This window comes from Acidipila rosea (assembly GCF_004339725.1).
Taxonomy (GTDB): domain Bacteria; phylum Acidobacteriota; class Terriglobia; order Terriglobales; family Acidobacteriaceae; genus Acidipila; species Acidipila rosea.
The window spans coordinates 999022-1020276 of the sequence record NZ_SMGK01000002.1 but is presented as its reverse complement, the minus strand read 5'-3'; the positions used below and the strand labels follow the sequence as shown (position 1 = coordinate 1020276).

Sequence of the window (21255 nt, the reverse complement as noted above, 5' to 3'; positions counted from 1 at the left end):
ACAGGCAAACAGAGAGCGAAGATAGCGCAGATTTTCGTCTTGCTGCTGTGTTCGGCAGGGCTTTCTCTTTGGGGACAGGCTGCCGGAGACACCCAGCTGAATCCGCCATCGAGCAAGGCTGCACCGAAGCCAAAAAAGAATGCGAAGGATAAAGAAGCAGCGCCCCTTACTGGGGGGCCGGCGGTGTTGCCGAATGAGGCGGGGATTCAGCCCATGAAGGCGACGACTCCTATCCCGGTGAAGGGCTCGACTCCCACCATGGACGCGTGGAGAGGGGCCACGATCCGCGCCGTGGAGTTCAAAGGCGTGAGCGCCGAGCGCCTCGCCCCGCTGCCTCAGTTGCTGCCGGTGCAGGCAGGCCAGCCACTTGATCCGGAAAAGATCCGCAACAGTCTGCGGCGGCTCTATGCAACCGGTCTGTATAAGACCATCGCGGTTGAGGGATACAAGACGGGCAACCAGGTCACCATCATCTTTACCGGAGAGATTGCATATTTTCTGGGCCGCATCACCGTGGACGGCATCAAGGGCGACCGGCTCACAAGCCTGCTGCAGAGAGCCACGCGGCTCAATGCGGGCGAGCCCTACACGGATGCAAAGGCCGCCCAGGGAACGGATCGCATCCGCCAGACGCTGGAGACAAATGGCTTCTTCCAAAGCAGAATTTTTACGGCGACGACGGTTGACAACGAGCACCAGCAGGTAAGCCTTGGGTATGTAGTCGAGCAGGGGAAGCAGGCGCGCCTGGGCAGAGTCACAGTCCGAGGCGACAGTGGCATGACGGCGGAAACTTTTCGCAAGAAAGGCAAGCTGAAGAACAACTCAAAGATCACCCGCAATACGGTGAGCAACGCACTGGGACGCCTCAGAAAGCAATACGAGAAGCAGAATCGCCTTGAGGCAAACGTGCGATTGGAGTCGCAGGAGTTTGAGCCACCGGCCAACCACGTGAATTACAACTTCCAGGCAGAGCGGGGTCCCCTTGTGCGAATCCTGGTCGAGGGCGTGTCGCTGAGCAAGGGCAAGATCAAGAACCTGGTGCCTGTCTATGAAGAAGGCGCCGTGGACGAAGATCTGCTGAATGAAGGCAATAACCGCATCCGGGATTACTACCAGCGGCAGGGCTATTTCGATATCAAGGTGACACATACGGAGCACGTCATCGATCCTCAGCATACGGTGATCACCTTCAACGTCGTTCCCGGCCCCAAGCATGAAGTTGAGGCGGTGACCATTGCCGGCAACAAGTACTTCAGCACCGATGTGATCGAGCCGCGCCTCGCCGTGCAGCCGGCCAGCCTCTTTATCCGCCATGGCATCTACAGCGCCGCGCTGGTGGATGCCGATGTGGACACCATCACTGCGCTTTACGAGGGGAACGGCTTCGGCAATGTGAAGGTCACTCCAGAGGTGACCGATACGGACGATCTGCCAGGCAGTGGGAAGAAGCTTGCCCGGCTGCGCGTGAAGTATCAGATCGATGAAGGAGTGCAGCAGCGCATCGGCAAATACACGATCGTAGGCGCTCAGAAGATTCCGCTGGCCAGCCTGACGCCGCTGCTCAATACCCAGTCCGGCCAGCCGTACTCCTCCTTGAATATCACAGGGGATCGTGATGCGGTGCTGACTTACTACCTGAGCAAGGGCTTCTCGCAGGCGCAGGTGAACGTGGCGCAGAAGCCGGAGGCGCACAATCCCAACCTCATCGACGTCACGATGCGGGTCACAGAGGGAGACCAGATCTTCATCAGCAAGGTGCTCACCTCGGGACTGCACTATACCAAGCCGCGCACGGTCGATGAGCGGATTCTGATTCATCCCGGCGAGCCGTTGAATCAGTCAGCCCTGCTCGAAACACAACGCAAGCTCTATGACCTGACGCTGTTCAATGAGGTGAACGCGGCAGTGCAGAATCCTGCAGGCGACGAACTGCGGAAAAATGTCCTGCTGCAGTTCACTGAAGCGCGCCGCTGGGATATCGAGTACGGCGCTGGCTTTCAGGCGCAGACCGGCAATCCAAGCACGAACTGCAACGCTATTACGCTGGTGCAGCTTGGCATCAACCCTAATCAGAACTGCAATCCCAATGGCAACTTCGGCGTGAGCGCACTGGTGGAGTTGGACGTCTCGAGGATCAATCTCGGGGGAACAGACCGATCCATTTCAATGAAGACGCTGTATGGCTCACTGGAGCAACAGGCGACGTTGATCTTCACCAATCCCCATATCTTCAATAACCCGACGCTCGATCTCTCACTCTCGGGTGGCTACACCAACGCGCAGGCCGTGACTACTTACGCGGCGACCATCCTGCAGTCGACGCTGCAGCTGACACAGCGGCCTACCAAGCCGACAACACTGCTCTATAACTACCAGTTCCGCAGAACGAAGGTTAACTCGGCTACTGTGCAGGTATCTCCCGAACTGGTTCCGGAACTGACGCAGGCAGCGCGCGTGGCAGGCCCCGGCTTTACATGGGTGCGCGATACCCGCCGTCCTCTTGCGCTCGATGCCGAGGGTGGGACGTACAACACGGTTCAGGAGTTCCTCTCTGATCCGAAGTTCAGCGCCCAGCGAGCCTTCGATCGTCTGGATGCGACGAATAACAGCTACTATGCCTTCGGTGTAAAGCGATGGGTGCTTGCACGCAGCACCCGCGTCGCTTTTATCCGCACCTATGGTTCGCCCAGTGAGCAGCTGATTCCTCTGCCGGAGCGCCTCTACGGCGGCGGTCCGCAATCGTTGCGAGGCTTCGCGGTCAATGCTGCTGGCCCACGCGATTCGATTACGGGTTTCCCCATTGGCGGCGCGGGAGCGCTCGTGAATATGACCGAGCTGCGGCTGCCGAATCCCACGTTGCCTTACTTCGGAAACAGCCTGGGGTTCGTCTTCTTCCACGATATGGGGAATGTCTTCACGAAGGGTTCAGATATCTGGCGCAGCGCCATTCGCATCAAGCAGCCGCATAGCTACACCTGCAAGAATCTAAGCCCTACAGATCAGGCGGCGACAACCACGAGCAACAGCATCGACCAGAAAGGAACCTGCGACTTCAATGATTTCTCGCACGCAGTTGGCCTCGGGCTGCGCTATCACACACCGATTGGTCCCGTGCGCGTTGACTTCAGCTATAACCTGAATCCGCCCATCTTCCCGGTTATTCTCGATTACAACAACCTTGGCCCGAATGGCCAGCCGGGCCCGGCGCATGTTGGCCAGGCCAGCCACTTCAACTTCTTCTTCAGCATCGGGCAGGCGTTCTGATGCGTCGTCTTCGCATGACTGCGTTTCTCGCGCTGAGCTGGTGCATGCTGTCACCAGTGCATGCCCAACAGCCATCCGCGCCTCCAGCCCCGCAGGGTCAACAGCCCGTTGTGCTTGACAGCGTCATTGCGATCATCAACGGCAGTGTGCTGCTGCAGAGTGATGTGGATGAGGAGATGCGGTTTGCTGCGTTGCTGCCGCCGGGGCCGAATACCGCGCCTGCCGCAGGCCAGCGGCTCATCAGCAGGGTGCTGATCCTGCAGGAGATGAAAGCGCAGCAACAACCGGTGACGGTGAGCGACGCGGATGTACAGAAGAGTCTGATGGAGCTGCGAAGAATCCTCCCCGCCTGCGCCCATGAGCGCTGCATCAGCGATGCCGGATGGAAGGCATTTCTTGCTGAGAATCATCTTACTGAGGCAGAGGTCCAGACCCACTGGCGCCAGCGGTTGGCCATCCTGCAGTACATCGATCTCCGTTTTCGTGCGGGCATTCGCATCGATCGCAGCGAAGTAGTCGACTACTACCAGAAGACGCTCGTGCCGGAGTTTCAGAAGGTTCATGAACAGGCCCCGCCGGTTGCGTCTCTTGCGCCGCGCATTCGCGAAGTGCTGCTCCAGGAGAAGGTCAATCTGTTGCTGCGGGATTGGTTGCAGAGCCTGCGCGATCAGGGCAGTGTCCAGATCCTCAATCCTATTTACGGGCAAAGCTCGGGCGATCCTGACAATAGCAGCAATGGCAACGGAGGAGGCGCATGAGCAAGCTGCTCGATGAACTCGAAGCGCACGTCCCCCGCGGCCCGCGCTTGCGGCATCTGTGGCATGTTGCGCTGGGAATGCTTCTGGCGGTGATCGCCATCGGAGGCGCACTCTTCTGGTACGCGACCACGGCAAGCTTCGCCAACCATGTGCGGCGCTACCTCATCGCGACGCTTGAGCAGTCCACTGGCGGACGGGTCGAGCTCGGCGCATTTCACTGGCAGTTGCTGCATCTGCAGGTTGAGGCCGATAACCTCACCATTCATGGTCTTGAAGCCAGTGGCGAAGTTCCCTACGCCCATCTTGATCGCCTCTTAGTGCGCGCAAAGATCCTGTCTTTCCTGCGGCCGAAGATCGACGTTGAATACCTGGAGGCAGACCGTCCGGTTATTCACCTGATCATCTATCCGGACGGCTCTACCAATCAGCCTCAGCCGAAGATTGCCACAAGCAGCAAACCGCTAAAGGATACGATTTTCGACCTCGCCATCAAGCGCACTGCCGTCAACAATGGAATACTGCTGCTCAACCAGCGCGCGATCCCGTTCAACGTAGCCGCCAATAATGTAACTGCAACAGTTACCTATTCTGCGCCGCAGGGGCATTATCTCGCCCAGGTGAATGCCTCTGACATTTCGGCGCAGCGCGGAAGCCGCGTGCCGGTGCATTCTCAGCTCGTGCTCTCTGCCGATGCAGGCAGGAATTCACTCGAACTGACCTCGCTCAGGTTCACCAGCGGCAAGTCGCGGCTGGATGCAAGCGCGACAGTGAAGGACTTCAACAACCCTTCGTGGAAGTTCAGGGCGAAGGGCGCTGTTGATCTGCGCGAGGCGAATGCCCTGGCCGATGTGAATGGGTTGGAGGCAGGAACGGTGCAGCTCGATCTGGAGGGTCGTGGTGTGCGCGCCAATATGAATGTGAATGGTACGTTCGCCGCGGAGGGCGCTACCTACCGGACGGACATCATTCACTTCTCCGGCATCAATGCTCGCAGTGCGCTGCATCTCACTCCCGGCGTAATTCTGCTGGATGGGCTGCAGGTGGACTTCGGACATGGCGGGGCATTGAATGGAGCCATCAAGGTTACCAACTGGAAGCAGTCCACGGCCGCGCCGCCGCAACGTGGCAGCATTCGGCTCAATGTCAAAGACCTTCCGCTCGATACGATTCTCGCAATTGTTGCGCCTGCGCAATTCCAGCGGATTGGTTTTGACACCGCCGCGACCGGTACGGCGAACGCACAATGGGTAGGCGATCTGAACAGCCTGACCACGGACGCCAAGGTGACCATGGCGCCCGATGGCCGTGCGTATCGCGGCGAGGTGCCGCTCTCCGGTGCGGTAGACGCAACCTATTCGCAACGAAATGGCATGGTTGATGTGCGCCACCTTGAGGCACACACTCCTGGCATGACCCTCAACGTGAATGGCGCGCTTGGGGTCTACCCGTTGGATCGGCAGTCTACGCTCCAGGCACATCTGCGGACGACGAACCTGGCCGAGTTCGACGATGTGTTCGCCGCTCTCGGCGGTTCGCGGAAGCGCGCCATCCCGATTGATATGCACGGAGCTGCGCAGTTCGATGGTGTGGCGACAGGCAGCCTGATTGCGCCCGAGGCGCGCGGCCATCTCACGGTGGATAACTTCGATGTGCTGACGAATGAAATCGCATCGGCGGCGGGTGCTGAGACTGCAACTTCGCTGCAGCCGGTCCATATCGACAGCATTGACGCGCAGGCCGCCTACACGCCGGAGCTGCTCACGATCAGCCGCATCACCGTTCTGCAGGGCAAGGCAGAGCTGCATGCCGCAGGTGTGTTGCGCGCGCACAGGATCAGTCCAAAGAGCACCAGCTTTGACCGTCACTCGGTCCTCAATGCCACTGCGAATATCGATCACGCAAGCCTGACGGATCTCTTTGCGCTGACCGGGAGGGCTATTCCTGTTACCGGCACCCTGAACCTCGAAGCACGGCTGAGCGGTGCGCTCGACAGCCTGCAGGGAGGCGGCCAGCTGAACGTGAAAGGCGGCGAGGCATACGGTGAGCCCTACCACAGCCTCACTGCAAACCTGAACGTTGCAGGACACGAAGTCGGCGTAACCAATCTGCTGTTGCGGCAGAACAGCGGGCAGGTGACCGGTGCGGGCGATTACAACCTCACCTCGAAACAGTTCCGCTTCTCCGCGCAAGGGAAGGGCTTTGAACTGGTCCAGTTCAACCGGCTGAAGAATCTGCGTTATCCCGTAGAAGGCGCGCTTAGCTTTAACGTCCAGGGATCGGGCACCCCCGCCGCGCCCCAGCTCCGTGCCGAGGCGCATCTGACCAGGCTGGTCATAGCAGGCGCCGCCAGGGGCAATGTGGACGCAGAGGCTCACACGCAGGGCAGGCAGGTGCTGCTCACCATGAATGCGAATCTCGATGCCGCTCATCTGCAGCTGAGCGGGCAGGCATCGCTCGATGGAGAAAATCAGGCGCAGGCGCGGCTGGTGATGACGGAGCTGAATCCTGAGCCGTTCCTCCGTGCATTCAATGTCAGCGGAATTACTTCCCCTTCTCCACTGAAGGGCACGATCGACATCAATGGACCCCTGCGGCAGCCGCGCCAGATGAATGGAGAGATTCAGGTCAGCCCGATTGCGGTCGTGCTCTCCGGCGTGACCCTGAAGACAGACGGCGCGTTGCATGCCGTGTTGAACAATGGCGTGCTGAGCCTTGATCCGTTGCATGTGTCCGGCGACGACACTGACCTGCGGGCGCAGGGCCGGATCGGCCTCTTCGACAAGATGCATCGGCTTTCGGCTCAAGGCGATGGCTCGCTCAATGTCAAGCTCGCGCAGACCATTAACAGCAACGTGACTTCCTCGGGGCATATTGACTTCCATGTGCGAGCCAATGGCACGACTGTGAGACCGTTCCTCACCGGTCAGGTCAACTTCAAAGATGTCAACTTCGCCCTCAACACCTTTCCGAACGGCATCAGCAAGCTGAACGGAACCCTGGAGTTTGACCAGGACCGTCTGCAGGTGAAGACGCTCACTGGCAAAACCGGCGGCGGCCTCGTCACGATCGCAGGCTTCATTACTTATCAGCAGGGCATCTTCGGCGACCTTACCGCAACCGGCCATGAGATTCGCATCCGTTATCCGGCTGGCATCAGCTCCATGGTTGATACCAAGCTGCGGCTGCAGGGAACGTCGGAAAACATGCTGCTGAGCGGGAATGTCGAACTGACGCGCTTTGTCATCAGCCCCAATCTTGACTTTGCGAGCCTGGCCTCCGGATCGAACGGCATCGCTCCGCCGCCCAATCCCTCAGCTTTCTCTAACCGGGTAAGGCTTGACGTCCACGTCACCTCCTCGCCGGAACTCGACTTTCAGAACTCGCTCGCACACCTGGCGGGCGATGTCGATCTGCATGTGCGAGGCAGCGTGGCGCAGCCTTCGATCCTCGGCCGCATCTCCGTCACTGAGGGCAGCGCCACCTTCGCCGGCACCAAGTATCAGCTGCAGCACGGTGATATCTACTTCACGAATCCGGTGCGGATTGAACCGGTGATCGATCTCGATGCGACAACCCATGTCGAGGATTACGAAATCACCATCGGCCTGCATGGAACCACCAGCAAGCTGTCGCCGACGTTCCGCTCCGAGCCGCCGCTTTCCGAGCAGGACATCTTCTCTCTGCTGGCAATGGGCCGCACCCAGCAGGAGCAGCAGATCTACTCTCAGGCGCAGCAGCAGGCGGGCGTCAACTCCACTGCGGACGCGCTGCTGGGCGGCGCCATCAACGCGACGTTGAGCAGCCGCATTCAGAAGCTCTTCGGCGGCGGCAGTGTCAAGATTGATCCCACGTTCATCAGCGGCCTTGGCACGGCAACCGCGCGCATCACCGTGCAGCAGCAGGTCTCAAAGAATGCAACCCTAACCTATGCAACCAATGTCAACTCAACGCAGGAGCAGTTGATCCAGGGCGAAGTACAGGTGACGCCTAGTTTCTCTATCGTCGCTGTGCGCGACGAAGTAGGCGTCTTCAGCCTGATCTTCAAGCTGCATCGTCGTTATCACTAAAAACGTTCTCGCTAAAGATCTTTCAGGTGCGGTATCTTTGGGTGTTTCAGATTGTGGCTTTGCAAGGAGAAAAATCTCATGACCAGACTGAACAGGTTGCTTGTCTCAGCCTTAGCCGGTTTCATGATGGCCGGTACGCCGTCCATCCTGCTCGGCCGACACTTCACCGCTTCCGCGCAGCAGGCAACCGATGCCTCCAGCAAAATGGAAGCCGGAATCAAGAAGGCCCTCGGCAACTCTCGATTCAAGAATGTTCAGTCGAGCGTGAGCGATGGCATCGCCACTCTCACCGGCTCTGTGAAAGTCTTCGATGACAAGGATCAGGCGGAGAAAAAGGTAAAGCGGGTCAAGGGCGTTGTCGCGGTGCGCAACGAGATTGAGGTCCCCCGCGGAGAGATGAACGATCAGCAACTCCAGCAGAAGCTGGTCAGGGCGATTGAGTATGACCGCGTCGGATACGGGACGACAGCCTTTAACGCGATCTCTGTTTCGGTACAGAACGGCGTTGTGACCCTCGGCGGTACGGCATGGGGTCCAGTAGATGCAGACTCTGCTGCTGCAGTGGCTGCTAATACGCCGGGTGTTCAGGACGTGGTCAACAACATTGCCGTCGATCCTGTTTCGCCCATGGATGACCGAATCCGCATTGCAACCTTCCGCTCCATCTACGGTTTCGGGATGCTGAACAAATACGCGATCGATCCGGGCAAGCCCATCCGCATCTCCGTGCAGAACGGCAACGTCACCCTTTACGGCGTTGTAGATTCGCAGGCGGATAAGGATGCCGCAGGCATCCGCGCCAACCAGGTTCCGGGGGTATTTCACGTGACCAATAACCTCCAGGTAGCGGGGTCTTCTAACAAACCGAAGTAGCACTACCCGTTAAACTGGAGGCATGGCTCTTTTTCGCAGTATTGGCATCACCCTGGAGATGATCAAATGGGAGCACTCAATCTTCGCGCTCCCATTTGCACTCACTGGAGCAGTGCTGGCCGCTGAGGGCTGGCCGCGGCCTGCGCAGCTTCTCTGGATCATTGTCTGCATGGTTACGGCGCGTTCGGCGGCGATGGCCTTCAACCGATGGGCTGATGCCGATTTGGACGCTGCGAATCCGCGCACGGCCATGCGGGCGCTTCCGGCAGGTCATCTGTCCCGCACCTTCGTCGGCGGCTTCACCATCGTGAGCGCCGCCTTGTTTATTCTCGCCACCGCCCAATTGAACCGGCTTACGCTTTGGCTTTCACCCTTTGCGCTCGCCATCGTGCTGCTTTACTCCTATACCAAGCGGATCACTCGCTGGTCTCACCTGTTTCTGGGTCTTGCGCTGGGGGTGGCTCCCTCGGCTGCATGGATCGCCATCCGCGGAACACTTGACCCACGCATCCTCGTGCTTACCTTCGCGGTTCTCTTCTGGGTGGCTGGCTTCGATGTGCTCTACGCTTGCCAGGATGCCGAACATGACCGCACCGTCGGGCTGAACAGCGTTCCGGCGGCGATCGGCGTCCACGCTGCCTTCTGGATCGCACGGTTGATGCACGTCGTGATGCTTGCTCTGCTGGTCTGGCTGGTCTGGCTCTTTTCGCTCGGGACGGTTGCCTATGTTGGCCTGATCGTGGTCGCGGCCCTGCTCCTCTATGAGCACCTCATCGTTTCCCCAAAGGATCTCAGTAGGCTCAATGCTGCGTTCTTCACGATGAATGGCGTCATCTCGGTCGTATTTTTTCTCTTCACGGCGGCGGCCGTCCTGCTTCACCGGTAAAGAAAAAAGCGCTCGGACACCATGTCCGGGCGCTTTTCTGTAAAGGCTGTGGGCCTATGCTGGACGGCGCTCATTGCGAAGGTGCTCGGCTTCGCGATGGCTCTCGATCTTGTCATTGATCTTGTCTTTAGTGGCTTCCACCTTGCCGACCACATTGTGCCGGGCCTCATTTGCCCGTTCTTCTTGCGCATGGCGATGTTCGTCAGCCGTGTCCTTCACCGCTTCTTTCGCATTTCCCCAAGTCTCCTTGGCAGCGCCTTTTACCTGATCGGCGACGCCTTCGTTTGCGACGCGCTGATTGCCTACGGCTTCGCCAACTCCCTGCTTGATTTTGCCTGTCACCTGATCGACTTTGCCGCTTACCTGATCCTTGTTCATAACGGTTACTCCTTGGTTGATTCGTGCGTGAACGGTTGAGCGTGCCCTGCTTTGCTAAACGACGGGACGTCTGCCACTGATCAACTGAATCAGCAGTACTACCAGCGCCAGCACCAGAAGAATGTGGATGTACCAGCCAATCGCATGAAAACTCACCAGACCCACCAGCCATAGCACAAGCAGGATCACAAATATTGTCCAAAGCATCTTCTTATTTCCTCCCGCGTTCGTGTGTGTTTCTCCGCTGTGGTAAGGTGCGTCTTACCGGGTATGGGTTGCCATTCCAGCCGTATCAATCGCCGCGAATACACGCAAAGAAAGGGGCATAGCGCTCAAAATGATGAAGATAGCCATCCAGGGAGAATTTGGCTCTTTTAGCCACGAAGCCGCGCTCCAGATGATGCCGGAGGCAACCGTGATTCCCTGCGCGCTCTCCGCCCAGGTCTTCGCCGCCGTAGAGAGCGGCGCGGCAGACGCTGCAGTCATCCCCATCGAAAACAGCCTTGCAGGTCCTGTTGCCGAGCACTACGATCTGCTGCTCGCTCACCAGCTCCGCATTGAGCGCGAGGCCTTGGTGCGCATCCGCCATAACCTGATCGCGCTGCCCGGCGTGGAGCTGGCCCAGGTCGAACGCGCCTGTTCCCATCCCATAGCTCTAGCCCAGTGTCGGGGATTCTTCGCCGCGCATCCGGCCATCGCGGTCACTCCCTTTTATGACACCGCGGGCAGCGTCAAGCACATCGTTGAGCAGCAGGACCGTCGCTCGGCGGCGATCGCCAGCACCGAGGCTGCGCGCTGCTACGGAGCCACCATCCTCGCCGCCGGCATCGAAGATAACCCGGAGAACTATACCCGCTTCTTCTTCCTCAGGCGCAACGAGCTGGTTGCGGAAAATCCCCGTGCGGACAAGGTTAGCCTGGCCTTCAGCGTAGAGAATCGTCCTGGAACCCTCGTCGCAGCACTGCAGATCTTCGCCGATCAGGGCACCAACCTCACCAAGATCGAATCGCGGCCGGTCCAGGGAAGGCCCTGGGAGTACATCTTCTACGCAGATTTTCAGATGGAGAATGCTGCAGGCGCGCGGGCAGCCCTGGTCGCCCTGGAGGAGCATTGCTCGATGATCAAGGAGCTCGGCCGCTACTCTGCCGCCAGTCGGGAAAAGTAACCAGGGCCAGCTTTAATTCTCCATGAACTTCCGGTCATCCCACGCCTCCCTCTGCCGATGTAGAGGAAAGGCCGCAGGAGGAGAACGCCTTTGAAAAGAAACATATAAGTGGGAATACCGGCAGGGAAGCGAGTGCATCCCAAAGATTTGCGACCGAATGCTATATGATGCGTCTAACAATCAAGTAATCTGACAAGAAGGCACTCATGGCTAGCGATTTCTTAAGCATTATCCATCCCAGCGACCCGAACCAGCGCGGCGAAGGCGGTTCGGACGGACGTACCCTGCCAATCCTTCCCGTTCGTGACACCGTGCTGTTTCCTCACGCGGTGCTGCCATTGACGGTGGGACGTGAGAGCTCGATTCAGCTGATCCAGTCTCTCGGTGAGGACAAGGCGATCGTCGTCGTCGCCCAGCGCGACGCACGCATGGACTCGCCGCAGCCGGCCGACCTCTATGCCTATGGCACGGTGGCGACGATTCACAAGGTCGTCAAGATGCCGAACCAGAGCCTTTTTGTCTTCACGGAGGGCACCGAACGGGTCAAGCTGGGCGAATTTTCGCAGATTGAGCCCTTCATGGTGGCCAGAGTGGAGGCCGTAGAAGAGGTGCAGGCGGCCAAGGGCCCCGAGCTCGAAGCGCTCGAGCGCAATGTAAGCACCGGGTTCCAGCAGATCGTTGCCGCTTCGCCGACGCTCTCCGACGAGTTGCAGGCCATCGCCACGCAGATTCTCGAATCCGGAGACTCGGGCCGCCTGGTGGACTTCATCTCCTCGTCGCTGCCGTTTCTCTCGACAACCGACAAGCAGGAGCTGCTCGAAACGCCGGATGTGAAGAGCCGTCTGCAGCGCATCAACAAGCACCTCGTCAAGGAGCTTGAGGTGCAACAGCTTCGCAATAAGATCCAGTCGGAGGTTCAGGACTCTGTGCAGCAGTCGCAGCGCGACTACTACCTCCGCGAGCAGCTGAAGGCGATCCAGAAGGAACTCGGCGAAATGGACGAGGGCCAGAAGGACATTGAAGAGCTGCGCCAGAAGATCGAAGCCGCCGGGATGCCCGAGGAGACCAAGAAGGAAGCGCTCAAGGAACTCAATCGGCTCTCGCGCATGTCCCCCATGGCAGCCGACTACTCGCTCACGCGGAACTATATTGAGTGGCTCGCCGTGCTTCCGTGGGCAACTTCTACCGGCGGCGAAGTAGATATTCCCAAGGCGAAGGAAATCCTCGACGAAGATCATTACGACCTCAAAAAGGTCAAGGATCGCATTCTCGATTACCTCTCGGTACGGCGGTTGAAGCCGGACATGAAGGGGCCAATCCTCTGCTTTGTCGGACCTCCGGGCGTGGGCAAGACCTCGCTGGGCCGCAGCATTGCGCGCTCGCTGGGCCGTAAATTCCAGCGCATCTCCCTCGGCGGCATGCACGACGAGGCGGAGATCCGTGGCCATCGCCGGACCTACATCGGCGCGCTGCCGGGGCAGATCATCCAGAACCTGCGCCGCGCCGGCGCCAACGATCCCGTCTTCATGCTCGACGAGATCGACAAGCTGGGTCGCGACTTCCGTGGAGATCCTTCGTCCGCCTTGCTCGAGACGCTCGATCCGGAACAGAACAACAGCTTTCGCGATAACTATCTCGATCAGCCGTTCGATCTCTCGAAGGTGCTCTTCATCTGCACCGCGAACATGCTCGACCCCATTCCTGAGCCGCTGCGCGACAGAATGGAAATCATCGAGCTGCAAGGCTATACCGAGGAAGAGAAGCGGCACATTGCGTTCCGCTATCTGATCCCGCGGCAGATCAAAGAGAACGGAATCAAGCCGGAGGACATAGAGTTTCCCGAGGATGCGGTTTCCTACATCGTGCGTCACTACACGCGCGAGGCCGGTGTCCGCAAACTGGAGCAGCTCATCGGCACTGTCTGCCGCAAGCAGGCGCGGCGCATCGCCGAGGGCAATACAGACAAGATCGTTATCACCCGCGAGATCATTCACCAGTTCCTGGGCGGCATCAAGGTGCATGTTGATACTGAGATCGCGGAGCGCACCAGCCGTGCAGGCGTGGCGGTGGGTCTGGCGTGGACGCCCGCAGGCGGCGATATTCTCTTCATCGAGGCCAACCGCATGAAGGGTAAAGGCGGCTTCACCATGACCGGGCAGATCGGCGAGGTAATGCAGGAGTCGATGCAGGCAGCGCTCACCTGGGTGAGATCGAATGCCAAGTCCGTAGGCCTTGAAGAAGACTTCACGAAGGATGTGGACATTCACATTCACGTTCCCGCGGGAGCCATCCCCAAGGATGGTCCGTCGGCCGGCGTGACCATGGCCACGGCCCTGGTCTCGTTGCTCACGGACACGCGGGTCCATCCGCTGACCGCTATGACTGGTGAGATCACGCTCAGCGGCAACGTGCTTCCGGTGGGCGGCATCAAGGAGAAGTTCCTCGCTGCCAAGCGTGCGGGTGTGAAGCATGTGATCCTGCCTGCGGAAAACCGGCAGAGTGTTGAGGAAGATCTGACGCCGGAGCAGATCGACGGTGTAACCATTCACTACGCAAGCCGTATTGAAGATGTGCTGGCGATTGCGCTGCCGACCTCGACCACCGAGCAGGCCAGCGATGACAAGGTGCGCGAAGAAGTCCTGCAGCACGCCGATGCCTGATCTCTGCACACCGCGTACAGGACGGCCCGCTTGCATGCGGGCCGTCTCCTTTTGAGGGGGTTCACTCTTGTTCACGATCGGGCACTCGACGCTCCCTGGAGACGTTTTCGTAAAGGCTCTGCATGAGGAAGGCGTGCGCTTCCTGGTCGATATCAGAACCATCCCGAAGTCCCGGCACAATCCGCAGTTCATGCAGGAGGCTCTGGCGGGGTCACTCCATAAGGCAGGCATCGCCTACCGCTGGCAGCAGTCGCTCGGCGGCCTGCGTCACGCGCATAAGGACTCGATCAACATGGGCTGGCGCAATCCGAGCTTCCGGGGCTATGCCGATTACATGCAGACGAAGGACTTCAAGAGCGCAATCGATGAACTGCTGCAGGCAAGTCCGGAATCGGAGACAGCGATCATGTGTGCAGAGGCTGTGCCCTGGCGCTGCCACCGCTCCCTGGTGGCTGATGCGCTCACAGCGCGCAACGTTTCGGTTGAAAATATCTTCTGCGATGCGCAGGGCAGGCACCATCGCGCTCAGCACAAGCTCACCAGCTTCGCTCGTGTAGAGGGCGAGCGCGTCTGGTATCCGCCGGAGGACGATCTGTTTGCTGCGATCCGCTGATTTCTACTGCAGTACCGGCTCGACCAGGTATTGTTCCAGCTTGCCGTCAGGCATGGTATAGGTCGTCACCACTACCTGTTTGCCGCTGGCAAAGCTGACGCGAAACGAGTGGAAGGTCATGCCGCCGCGCAGCGACTCGCCGGCCTGTTCAAAGCTCGTCGGCGCGCCCAGCGGCCCCAGGCTCGATGCGAAATCCCCCAGCGCCTGCTGATCGAAGTAAGCGTTGCAGTTTTCTGTGAAGAGGCTGCGGTCGATCTTGCCCTGCTGCAGCCCGGCAAAGATTGCCTTGGCTTGGGCCGTTGCCTGTTTCGGCGTGGCGCCGGGCAGTCCGAGCACCAGCGGCGTCAGTTCTCTCGCCAGGATCGATGCAGCGGGAGAGGCGTCCTGGTTGGTCAGTACGATGATGGCTGCGTGATCGTCAGGAAAGACGATATTTTCCGAGACAAAGCCGGAGACCTCACCAGAGTGTTCGTAAGCAGCATGGCCGCTGCGCGGCGAGGTAAAGAGGCCCAGCGCATAATGCGTGTCGTCGCCGTCTTTGAGCTTTACCGCGGTAAACATCTGCTGGTAGGAGGCAGGTGCGAGCAGTGACCGGTCCATCAGGCTGATGTCCCACTTGGCAAGGTCATAGGCGGGCATCGCCAGTTCGCCTGCGGCAAACATCCAGCCTTTACCTTCTTTGGGCGCGGGGCGCAGCGGCCCCAGCGCATAGCGGATGTAGCCTTGCGCATCCGTATCGGCGAGCCTGCTCGCATCGGAGTCGTAGACTGACGTCATCTTGAGCGGGCCAAAGATATTCTTCTGCAGAAAATTCATCAACGGCATTCCGCTCAGTTGTTCGACAATGCGGCCGGCGATCACGTAGTTGGTGTTGGAATACTGCCAGCGCGTTCCGGGATCGAAATCGAGCGGCTTCTTCCCCCAGGTGTCGAGAATGTGCTGCGAATCGGTCGCCACGCGCATGGGAGGCATCAGGTAGTCCTGCGGCCAATAGTCCTGATATCCCGAGGTGTGCGAAAGCAACATGCGGATGGTCACTTCATGCGCGCGCGTCAGGTCGGGCAGATACTTCGACACCGGGTCGTCGATGGAGAGCTTCCCTTGCTGCTGAAGCAGCAGGATAGCAGCCGCCGTAAACTGCTTTGAGATGGAGCCGATGGAGTAGCGCATTGCCGCCGTTGCCGGGGTTGGAGGATCGAGCCGCGCTTGTCCGTAGGCGTGCGCATAGACGAGCGCGCCATGCTCCACGATAGCCACTGAGGCGCTGGGCAGCCCAGTCTGCTGCAGAGCGCTCGCGGCTGCAGCATCAACCCTCGACTGCAGCGAGGCATCGATAGCATTCACTGAACCGGCTTGTGTCTGCGCCGGAGCCGGCAAGATAGGCAGCAAAGCCACAACCATAACAAAGCGGCTGAGTTGAAAACGCATGGCAGGTCCCCCTCGGTAGTTGCAGCTTAACAAAAACTTGAATGGGCGGCCCTCTTTGGCCTCTGGTAAGCTGTCCTATCGATCCGAAGGGGGGCAGTGGTGCGACGGGGGGCATGGCTTATCGTATTGATGTCGGCGCTCTATGCACATGCGGCGCAGCCCTCCGGCAGCCTCTTCTTCTGGAACATTCCACGCCAGAAGGTCACTGCACATCTCCGCTCCGTTCCCCTCAGGAACTCCGAGCGTCGGGCTCGCTTGAAGCAGCTCTTCCTCGAGGAGGAGTGCCCAGGGGAGAACCTGAAAGAGCACGATGACAACCTGTGGTGTGTTCTTCCCGGTAAGGACGATCTGACGCTGATCGTGGCCGCGCACTATGACCGTCGCGGGGCTGGCGTGGGGGCCATCGACGACTGGAGCGGAGCGGTAATGGTGCCCCTGCTCTACAAGTCCCTCACCGCGCAGTCGCAGCCGCATACCATCCTTTTTGTGGAGTTAGCGGGCGACAAAGGTGCAGCCCGGTTTCTTTCACGACTCGGGAAAGCAGAGCGACGCAGGATTGCGGCATTTGTGGATCTGGAGGCGCTGGGGCTCGGCAACACCGCCTATTTCGCCAACCCCAATGCTGGAGGCGATCGGCTGAACTTCGCCGAATATCATCTCATCCAGCTGACGTATGCCTCGGCGCGCGTGTTGGGAGAGCCGGTGCTGCCTGACCATTTTGACAGCCGGCTGGGCTTGAAACACGATCTGACCCAGCGCTTCCGCTGGAGCGACATACCGTCGATCACCATGCACTCGATATCGCGCGAGACTCAAAAGATACCCGGCTCTGAACTGGATACGCCTGAGATGCTGCAAGATCAAAGCTACTTCCAAAGCTATCGGCTGCTGTGCGCCTATGTCGCGTATACCACCTTCCTGCTCGACAAACTCGCCATGGACGATCCCATCTGGCATACTCGCGTGCACTGACCACCAGCCGCGCATTGCGCAGGCGCTCGTACCCGTGAGCCTGTCGTGAATCTGATCGAGGATCGCAGGTCAGCGGCCAAGCGTAAGGGATGCCTGCGCCGAAAGATCTTCAGCCGCAAAATCCCTGGCGAGAAACTTCGGCCATGCTGCTGCGGCGATCATCGCTGCATTGTCCGTTGAGAGCGCAAGCGAGGGGAATGCAATAGGGATGCCGTGATCGGCGGCTTCGGCAGTGAAGCGAACACGCAACTCGCGGTTGGCCGCGACCCCGCCGGAGACGAGCACGCTCGCTGCGCCCAGTTCCTCTGCTGCGCGAAAAGTTTTGCGGCGCAGGTCGTCCACCACGGCGCGCTGAAAGGAAGCAATCAGACCCAACGTCTCTTCATCGCACAGGGCCAGCGCGTCCTGCGGTCGCGGATTGCTCATCGAGGCGAGAGCCTGCTGCCGCGCCTGGATCGAGGCTTCGAGCGAGTGTGTCTGCGTATAGCGCAGCACGGCTGTTTTGATGCCGCTGAAGGAAAATAAATACTGCGACGCGGGCCCGCTGCGCGCACTGTTATCGCGATGCGGCTTGCTCTTGATCTGCGCAAAGCTGAAGGGCACCGCACGCGGGTCGCCGTGCGCTGCAAGGAAGTCTATCCACGGGCCGCCCGGATAGCCGAGGCCGAGCAGCTTGGCAACTTTGTCGAAGGCTTCGCCCGCGGCATCGTCCACCGTGCGGCCCACGTTGCTGTAGTGCCACGAGTCGCCGCGTTGCTGCGTAAGGTAGAGATGGGTGTGGCCGCCTGAGACGACCAGCGCAAGCGCAGGCAGTGGAGTCGCTGCTTCATCGAGCGCGGCCTGCTCCAGCAGCACCGCATGAATATGGCCTTCCAGGTGGTTGACGGCGATGAGCGGCTTGCCGAGCGCGAAGGCCAGCGCCTTGGCGTAGGTGATGCCGACGAGCAGCGCTCCCGCCAGCCCTGGTCCCTCCGTGACGGCAATTGCATCCAAATCTGCAAAAGCGACACCGGCATCGGCAAGCGAAGCGCGGATCACAGGCACAATGTTGAGCAGGTGTTCGCGAGAGGCGAGTTCGGGCACAACGCCGCCGTAGCGCGCATGCGTGGCGATCTGCGAGGCCACCACGTTGGACAGTTGGTCGCGCCCTCTGGCTACGACAGCTGCCGACGTCTCGTCGCATGAGCTTTCAATTCCGAGGATGAGTCCACGAGAGTCCACATCTCTATGATAAGACCAGAGGTTCCAGTGACGGCAGAAGAAGCAGCGGCGGGGATTGTCGAGCGTTTGCGCGCGGCGGGGCACCAGGCCTATTTCGCGGGCGGCTGCGTGCGCGACAAGCTGATGGGGCGTACTCCGAAGGACTTCGATGTGGCGACCAGCGCGCACCCTGACGTGGTCCTGCAGATGTTTCCCCGGACGTTTTCTGTTGGCGCCCACTTTGGCGTCGTGTTGGTTGAGCACGATGGCTTCGTTACTGAAGTTGCGACCTTTCGCAGCGATGGATCCTACAGCGACGGGCGGCATCCGGACGCCGTACAGTTCGCGGAAACTCCCCAGCAAGATGTTCTCCGCCGCGACTTCACCATCAACGGCATGTTGCTCGACCCACCGGCGCAGGTGCTTGACTTCGTGGGAGGCCGCGCTGATCTCGCCGCAGGCATTATCCGCGCAATCGGCGAGCCGTCGAGGCGTTTCGCTGAGGACAAGCTGCGCATGCTGCGCGCGGTGCGCTTCGCCGCCCGCTTTGGATTTGTAATCGAACCGGTTACAGAAGCGGCGATCCGGCAGCTTGCCGTGCAGATTGCGCAGGTCAGCCGCGAGCGCATTCGCGATGAACTGACGCGTATGCTCACCGAAGGCCACGCCCGCCGCGCCTTTGAGCTGCTCGACAGCACCGGGCTGCTCGCGGAGGTGCTGCCGGAGATCGAGCGCCTTAAGGGAGTCGAGCAGCCGCCTGAATATCACCCGGAAGGCGACGTCTGGATTCACACGCTGTTGCTGCTGGAGAAGCTGCCTGAGGGCGCAGAGCCCACGCTGGCCTGGGGCGCACTTCTTCACGATGTCGGCAAGCCGGCGACTTTTCAGCGCGCACCCGATCGCATCCGTTTCAATGGCCATGTCGAGGTGGGCGTGAAGATTGCGGAGGCAATCTGCCGGCGCCTGCGCTTTTCCAATGACGACACGGCGCAGATTCTTCTGCTTGTTGAGAATCACATGCGCTTCGGCGATGTGGAGAAGATGAAAGACTCTACGCTGAAGCGATTCTTCCGCCTGCCGCGCTTCGAGGAGCATCTCGCGCTCCACCGCATGGATTGCCTGTCGAGCCACGGAGACCTGCGGCTCTATGACTTTGCCCGGACCCGCTATGAGGCAACGCCTGAGGAGCAGGTCAGGCCATCGCTTCTGGTCACCGGACGCGATCTGATAGCGGCCGGATACAGGCCCGGCCCGCGCTTCAAGGAGATGCTGGCTGCTGCGGAAGATGCTCAGCTCGAGGGGCGCATCACCAGCCGCGAAGAGGGGCTGGCGCTGGTGAGCAAACAGTTCAAAACCTTGCCGCAGGACTGATCTCCTGCACATGCAGCGGATCAGTCCTGCGGAGGATTTTTACTGCTGAGGCTGCTGAGCTTGTCCCTGCGGCGGCGGAGCGGCCTGGCCGCGCGGCAGCTGCTTATACTGCGGGCGATTGATCAGCTTGAAGTCGCCGAAGATGACGTAGAAATTCTGCTCCGGCAGATCGGCTTCCAGCAGTTGGCCGCTGGGCAGGTAGTAGAGCTCCACCGTAATCGCATTCTGCGTGCTGACGGCAACGGTTGTGTGCTTCACCAGGATCGACTGGCCGTGATAGTTGGCCGAAACGTCGGCGTCTGGCGTGAACTTGAGCGGCACGAGCAGGCCATTCCCCTTGGGGATGAGCGCCCACGAGGTGGCAGGCGGCGCAAGCGCCAGGCGCGCCAGCAGCATGTAGCCGGAGGGATCGAGATCCGGCAGCACGACCGTGTTCGCATAGCGGTCGAGCACGTTCTGATACTGCTTGCCGCTGGCCGAGACATTGATGTTGAACTTGTTGCCGGTGGTGTCAGAAGCAGCGTTGAAGCTCACCGCGCTGCCGTTGACGACTCCGCTGATCTGGTCGTTGACCATGTTCAGCGCTCCATCCAGCTTCTCCGTATTGGAAAAGGCGTAGCTGAATTTAGCCAGGGCCATCTTGCCCTGTGACGTAATCGTGTAGCCGCTGGCGATAGGAGTCAGCGTATAGGTGGCTGATCCCAGACTCTTGCCATCCTGAACAATGTTGTAGGTGGCCGATGCGGGGCCGGAGGTCGGCGCCGCAGAAGAATTAGTGCAGGCCGTGATCGCGAGCACGAAAAGTGTGCCAATCAAAGTAAGTGCGGGAGTACGCATTTCGTTCATGCCTCTCTGATTTTATTAAACGCAGATCGTGCCGAAAAGATGCGGTGGGGAGGCAGGCCGCAAACACGGGAAGTCAGGAATGCAGACAGAAAAAAGGAAAGCCACCTCTGCGACGATTCATCGTCGTCGGGGTGGCTTTTCCATGCTCCACTGCAGGTTTACTTCTGAGCCTGCTCAAAGCGCTTGTTGATCTCGTCCCAGTTGACTGTGTTCCACCAGGCGGCAAGATATTCCGGCCGTCTGTTCTGGTACTTCAGGTAATAGGCATGCTCCCAAACATCATTCCCCAGGATAGGGAAGTGGCCGTTCGAGATGGGATTGTCCTGGTTCGGCGTCGTCACGATCTTCAGCTTGCCGCCATCCCAGATCAGCCAGCCCCAGCCGGAGCCGAACTGCTTTGCCGTGGTTTCGTTGAACTGCTTTTTGAAGTCTTCAAAGCTGCCGAAGTCCTTCTTGATCTGGTCAGCGATTTTGCCGGTCGGTTCACCGCCGCCGCCCGGCTTCATGATGCTCCAGAACATGGTGTGATTGACGTGGCCGCCGCCATTGTTGCGGACAACAGTGCGAACATCCTCCGGGATGCTGTTCAGGTTGCGCAGCAGATCCTCCGCACTGTGCTTGGCGAGGTCGGGGTGCTTCTCTACGGCGCCGTTGAGATTGGTGACGTAGGCCTGGTGATGCTTGTCGTGGTGCAGTTTCATCGTGGCTTCGTCGATGTGCGGTTCAAGACCGGCGTAGTCGTAGGGTAGTGCGGGCACTTCGTAGGCCAATGTA

16 protein-coding genes are annotated in these 21255 nt (G+C 59.6%); 10 read left to right on the top strand and 6 right to left on the bottom strand.

Annotation, left to right across the window (positions count from 1 at the left end; all coding sequences use genetic code 11):
• Positions 1-39: 39 nt before the first annotated feature.
• The 5 genes from C7378_RS09355 to C7378_RS09335 all read left to right on the top strand — a co-directional run bounded on the left by C7378_RS09355 (position 40) and on the right by C7378_RS09335 (position 9848).
• Positions 40-3264 carry a POTRA domain-containing protein gene (locus C7378_RS09355; protein ID WP_165876725.1) on the top strand — a complete coding sequence of 1075 codons (3225 nt, stop codon included), beginning with the start codon at positions 40-42 and terminating at the stop codon, positions 3262-3264.
• Positions 3264-4022 carry a peptidylprolyl isomerase gene (locus C7378_RS09350; protein ID WP_131995119.1) on the top strand — a complete coding sequence of 253 codons (759 nt, stop codon included), beginning with the start codon at positions 3264-3266 and terminating at the stop codon, positions 4020-4022. The genes C7378_RS09355 and C7378_RS09350 overlap by 1 nt, the downstream gene beginning before the upstream one ends.
• Positions 4019-8089 (top strand): translocation/assembly module TamB domain-containing protein, encoded by a 4071-nt coding sequence (locus tag C7378_RS09345; protein ID WP_131995116.1) that lies wholly within the window; start codon positions 4019-4021, stop codon positions 8087-8089. Before C7378_RS09350 ends, C7378_RS09345 begins: the two co-directional genes overlap by 4 nt.
• A 78-nt stretch (positions 8090-8167) precedes the next feature.
• The gene (locus tag C7378_RS09340; RefSeq protein ID WP_243648158.1) at positions 8168-8962 is read left to right on the top strand and encodes a BON domain-containing protein; all 795 of its coding nucleotides are present in this window, start codon (positions 8168-8170) and stop codon (positions 8960-8962) included.
• A 22-nt stretch (positions 8963-8984) separates the two neighbouring features.
• Positions 8985-9848, top strand: coding sequence for a UbiA-like polyprenyltransferase (locus tag C7378_RS09335; RefSeq protein WP_131995113.1), 864 nt, complete (start codon positions 8985-8987; stop codon positions 9846-9848).
• Positions 9849-9902: 54 nt separating this feature from the next.
• Here C7378_RS09335 and C7378_RS09330 read toward each other — a convergent pair whose 3' ends face one another.
• Positions 9903-10226 (bottom strand): CsbD family protein, encoded by a 324-nt coding sequence (locus C7378_RS09330; protein WP_131995110.1) that lies wholly within the window; start codon positions 10224-10226, stop codon positions 9903-9905.
• Between the two features lie 54 nt (positions 10227-10280).
• Complete coding sequence (locus tag C7378_RS09325) at positions 10281-10433, bottom strand: lmo0937 family membrane protein (RefSeq protein WP_131995107.1); 153 nt, start codon at positions 10431-10433, stop codon at positions 10281-10283.
• A gap of 130 nt (positions 10434-10563) precedes the next feature.
• Between C7378_RS09325 and pheA the strand changes: the two genes are divergently transcribed.
• The 3 genes from pheA (at position 10564) to C7378_RS09310 (ending at position 14664) form a co-directional block, all read left to right on the top strand.
• The gene (gene pheA, locus C7378_RS09320) at positions 10564-11391 is read left to right on the top strand and encodes a prephenate dehydratase (RefSeq protein WP_131995104.1); all 828 of its coding nucleotides are present in this window, start codon (positions 10564-10566) and stop codon (positions 11389-11391) included.
• A gap of 206 nt (positions 11392-11597) precedes the next feature.
• Positions 11598-14051, top strand: coding sequence for an endopeptidase La (lon, locus tag C7378_RS09315; RefSeq protein ID WP_131995101.1), 2454 nt, complete (start codon positions 11598-11600; stop codon positions 14049-14051).
• A 67-nt stretch (positions 14052-14118) separates the two neighbouring features.
• On the top strand, positions 14119-14664 hold the full coding sequence (locus tag C7378_RS09310; protein WP_131995098.1) for a DUF488 domain-containing protein: 546 nt from the start codon (positions 14119-14121) through the stop codon (positions 14662-14664).
• A gap of 3 nt (positions 14665-14667) precedes the next feature.
• On the opposite strand, the gene C7378_RS09305 is transcribed toward C7378_RS09310, so the two are convergent.
• On the bottom strand, positions 14668-16092 hold the full coding sequence (locus tag C7378_RS09305) for a serine hydrolase domain-containing protein (protein WP_131995095.1): 1425 nt from the start codon (positions 16090-16092) through the stop codon (positions 14668-14670).
• A gap of 96 nt (positions 16093-16188) precedes the next feature.
• Between C7378_RS09305 and C7378_RS09300 the strand changes: the two genes are divergently transcribed.
• Complete coding sequence (locus C7378_RS09300; protein ID WP_131995092.1) at positions 16189-17064, top strand: M28 family peptidase; 876 nt, start codon at positions 16189-16191, stop codon at positions 17062-17064.
• A 69-nt stretch (positions 17065-17133) separates the two neighbouring features.
• Here C7378_RS09300 and tsaD read toward each other — a convergent pair whose 3' ends face one another.
• On the bottom strand, positions 17134-18285 hold the full coding sequence (gene tsaD / locus C7378_RS09295) for a tRNA (adenosine(37)-N6)-threonylcarbamoyltransferase complex transferase subunit TsaD (protein WP_131995089.1): 1152 nt from the start codon (positions 18283-18285) through the stop codon (positions 17134-17136).
• A gap of 27 nt (positions 18286-18312) precedes the next feature.
• On the opposite strand from tsaD, the gene C7378_RS09290 reads away from it, so the two are divergent.
• Positions 18313-19635 (top strand): CCA tRNA nucleotidyltransferase, encoded by a 1323-nt coding sequence (locus C7378_RS09290; RefSeq protein ID WP_424221363.1) that lies wholly within the window; start codon positions 18313-18315, stop codon positions 19633-19635.
• A 39-nt stretch (positions 19636-19674) separates the two neighbouring features.
• Here C7378_RS09290 and C7378_RS09285 read toward each other — a convergent pair whose 3' ends face one another.
• Entirely contained in the window at positions 19675-20481 is an 807-nt protein-coding gene (locus C7378_RS09285) for a hypothetical protein (RefSeq protein ID WP_165876724.1), read from the bottom strand.
• A 158-nt stretch (positions 20482-20639) separates the two neighbouring features.
• Positions 20640-21251, bottom strand: a complete 612-nt coding sequence (locus C7378_RS09280) for a superoxide dismutase (protein WP_131995081.1) — start codon at positions 21249-21251, stop codon at positions 20640-20642.
• Positions 21252-21255: the final 4 nt, after the last annotated feature.

Excerpts from the sequence above, each read along its gene's own strand:
- C7378_RS09350 (WP_131995119.1), top strand. The coding sequence starts at position 3,264 with ATGCGTCGTCTTCGCATGACTGCGTTTCTCGCGCTGAGCTGGTGCATG.
- C7378_RS09345 (WP_131995116.1), top strand. The coding sequence starts at position 4,019 with ATGAGCAAGCTGCTCGATGAACTCGAAGCGCACGTCCCCCGCGGCCCG.
- C7378_RS09340 (WP_243648158.1), top strand. The coding sequence starts at position 8,168 with ATGACCAGACTGAACAGGTTGCTTGTCTCAGCCTTAGCCGGTTTCATG.
- C7378_RS09335 (WP_131995113.1), top strand. The coding sequence starts at position 8,985 with ATGGCTCTTTTTCGCAGTATTGGCATCACCCTGGAGATGATCAAATGG.
- C7378_RS09330 (WP_131995110.1), bottom strand. The coding sequence starts at position 10,226 with ATGAACAAGGATCAGGTAAGCGGCAAAGTCGATCAGGTGACAGGCAAA.
- C7378_RS09325 (WP_131995107.1), bottom strand. The coding sequence starts at position 10,433 with ATGCTTTGGACAATATTTGTGATCCTGCTTGTGCTATGGCTGGTGGGT.
- pheA (WP_131995104.1), top strand. The coding sequence starts at position 10,564 with ATGATGAAGATAGCCATCCAGGGAGAATTTGGCTCTTTTAGCCACGAA.
- lon (WP_131995101.1), top strand. The coding sequence starts at position 11,598 with ATGGCTAGCGATTTCTTAAGCATTATCCATCCCAGCGACCCGAACCAG.
- C7378_RS09305 (WP_131995095.1), bottom strand. The coding sequence starts at position 16,092 with ATGCGTTTTCAACTCAGCCGCTTTGTTATGGTTGTGGCTTTGCTGCCT.
- C7378_RS09285 (WP_165876724.1), bottom strand. The coding sequence starts at position 20,481 with ATGAACGAAATGCGTACTCCCGCACTTACTTTGATTGGCACACTTTTC.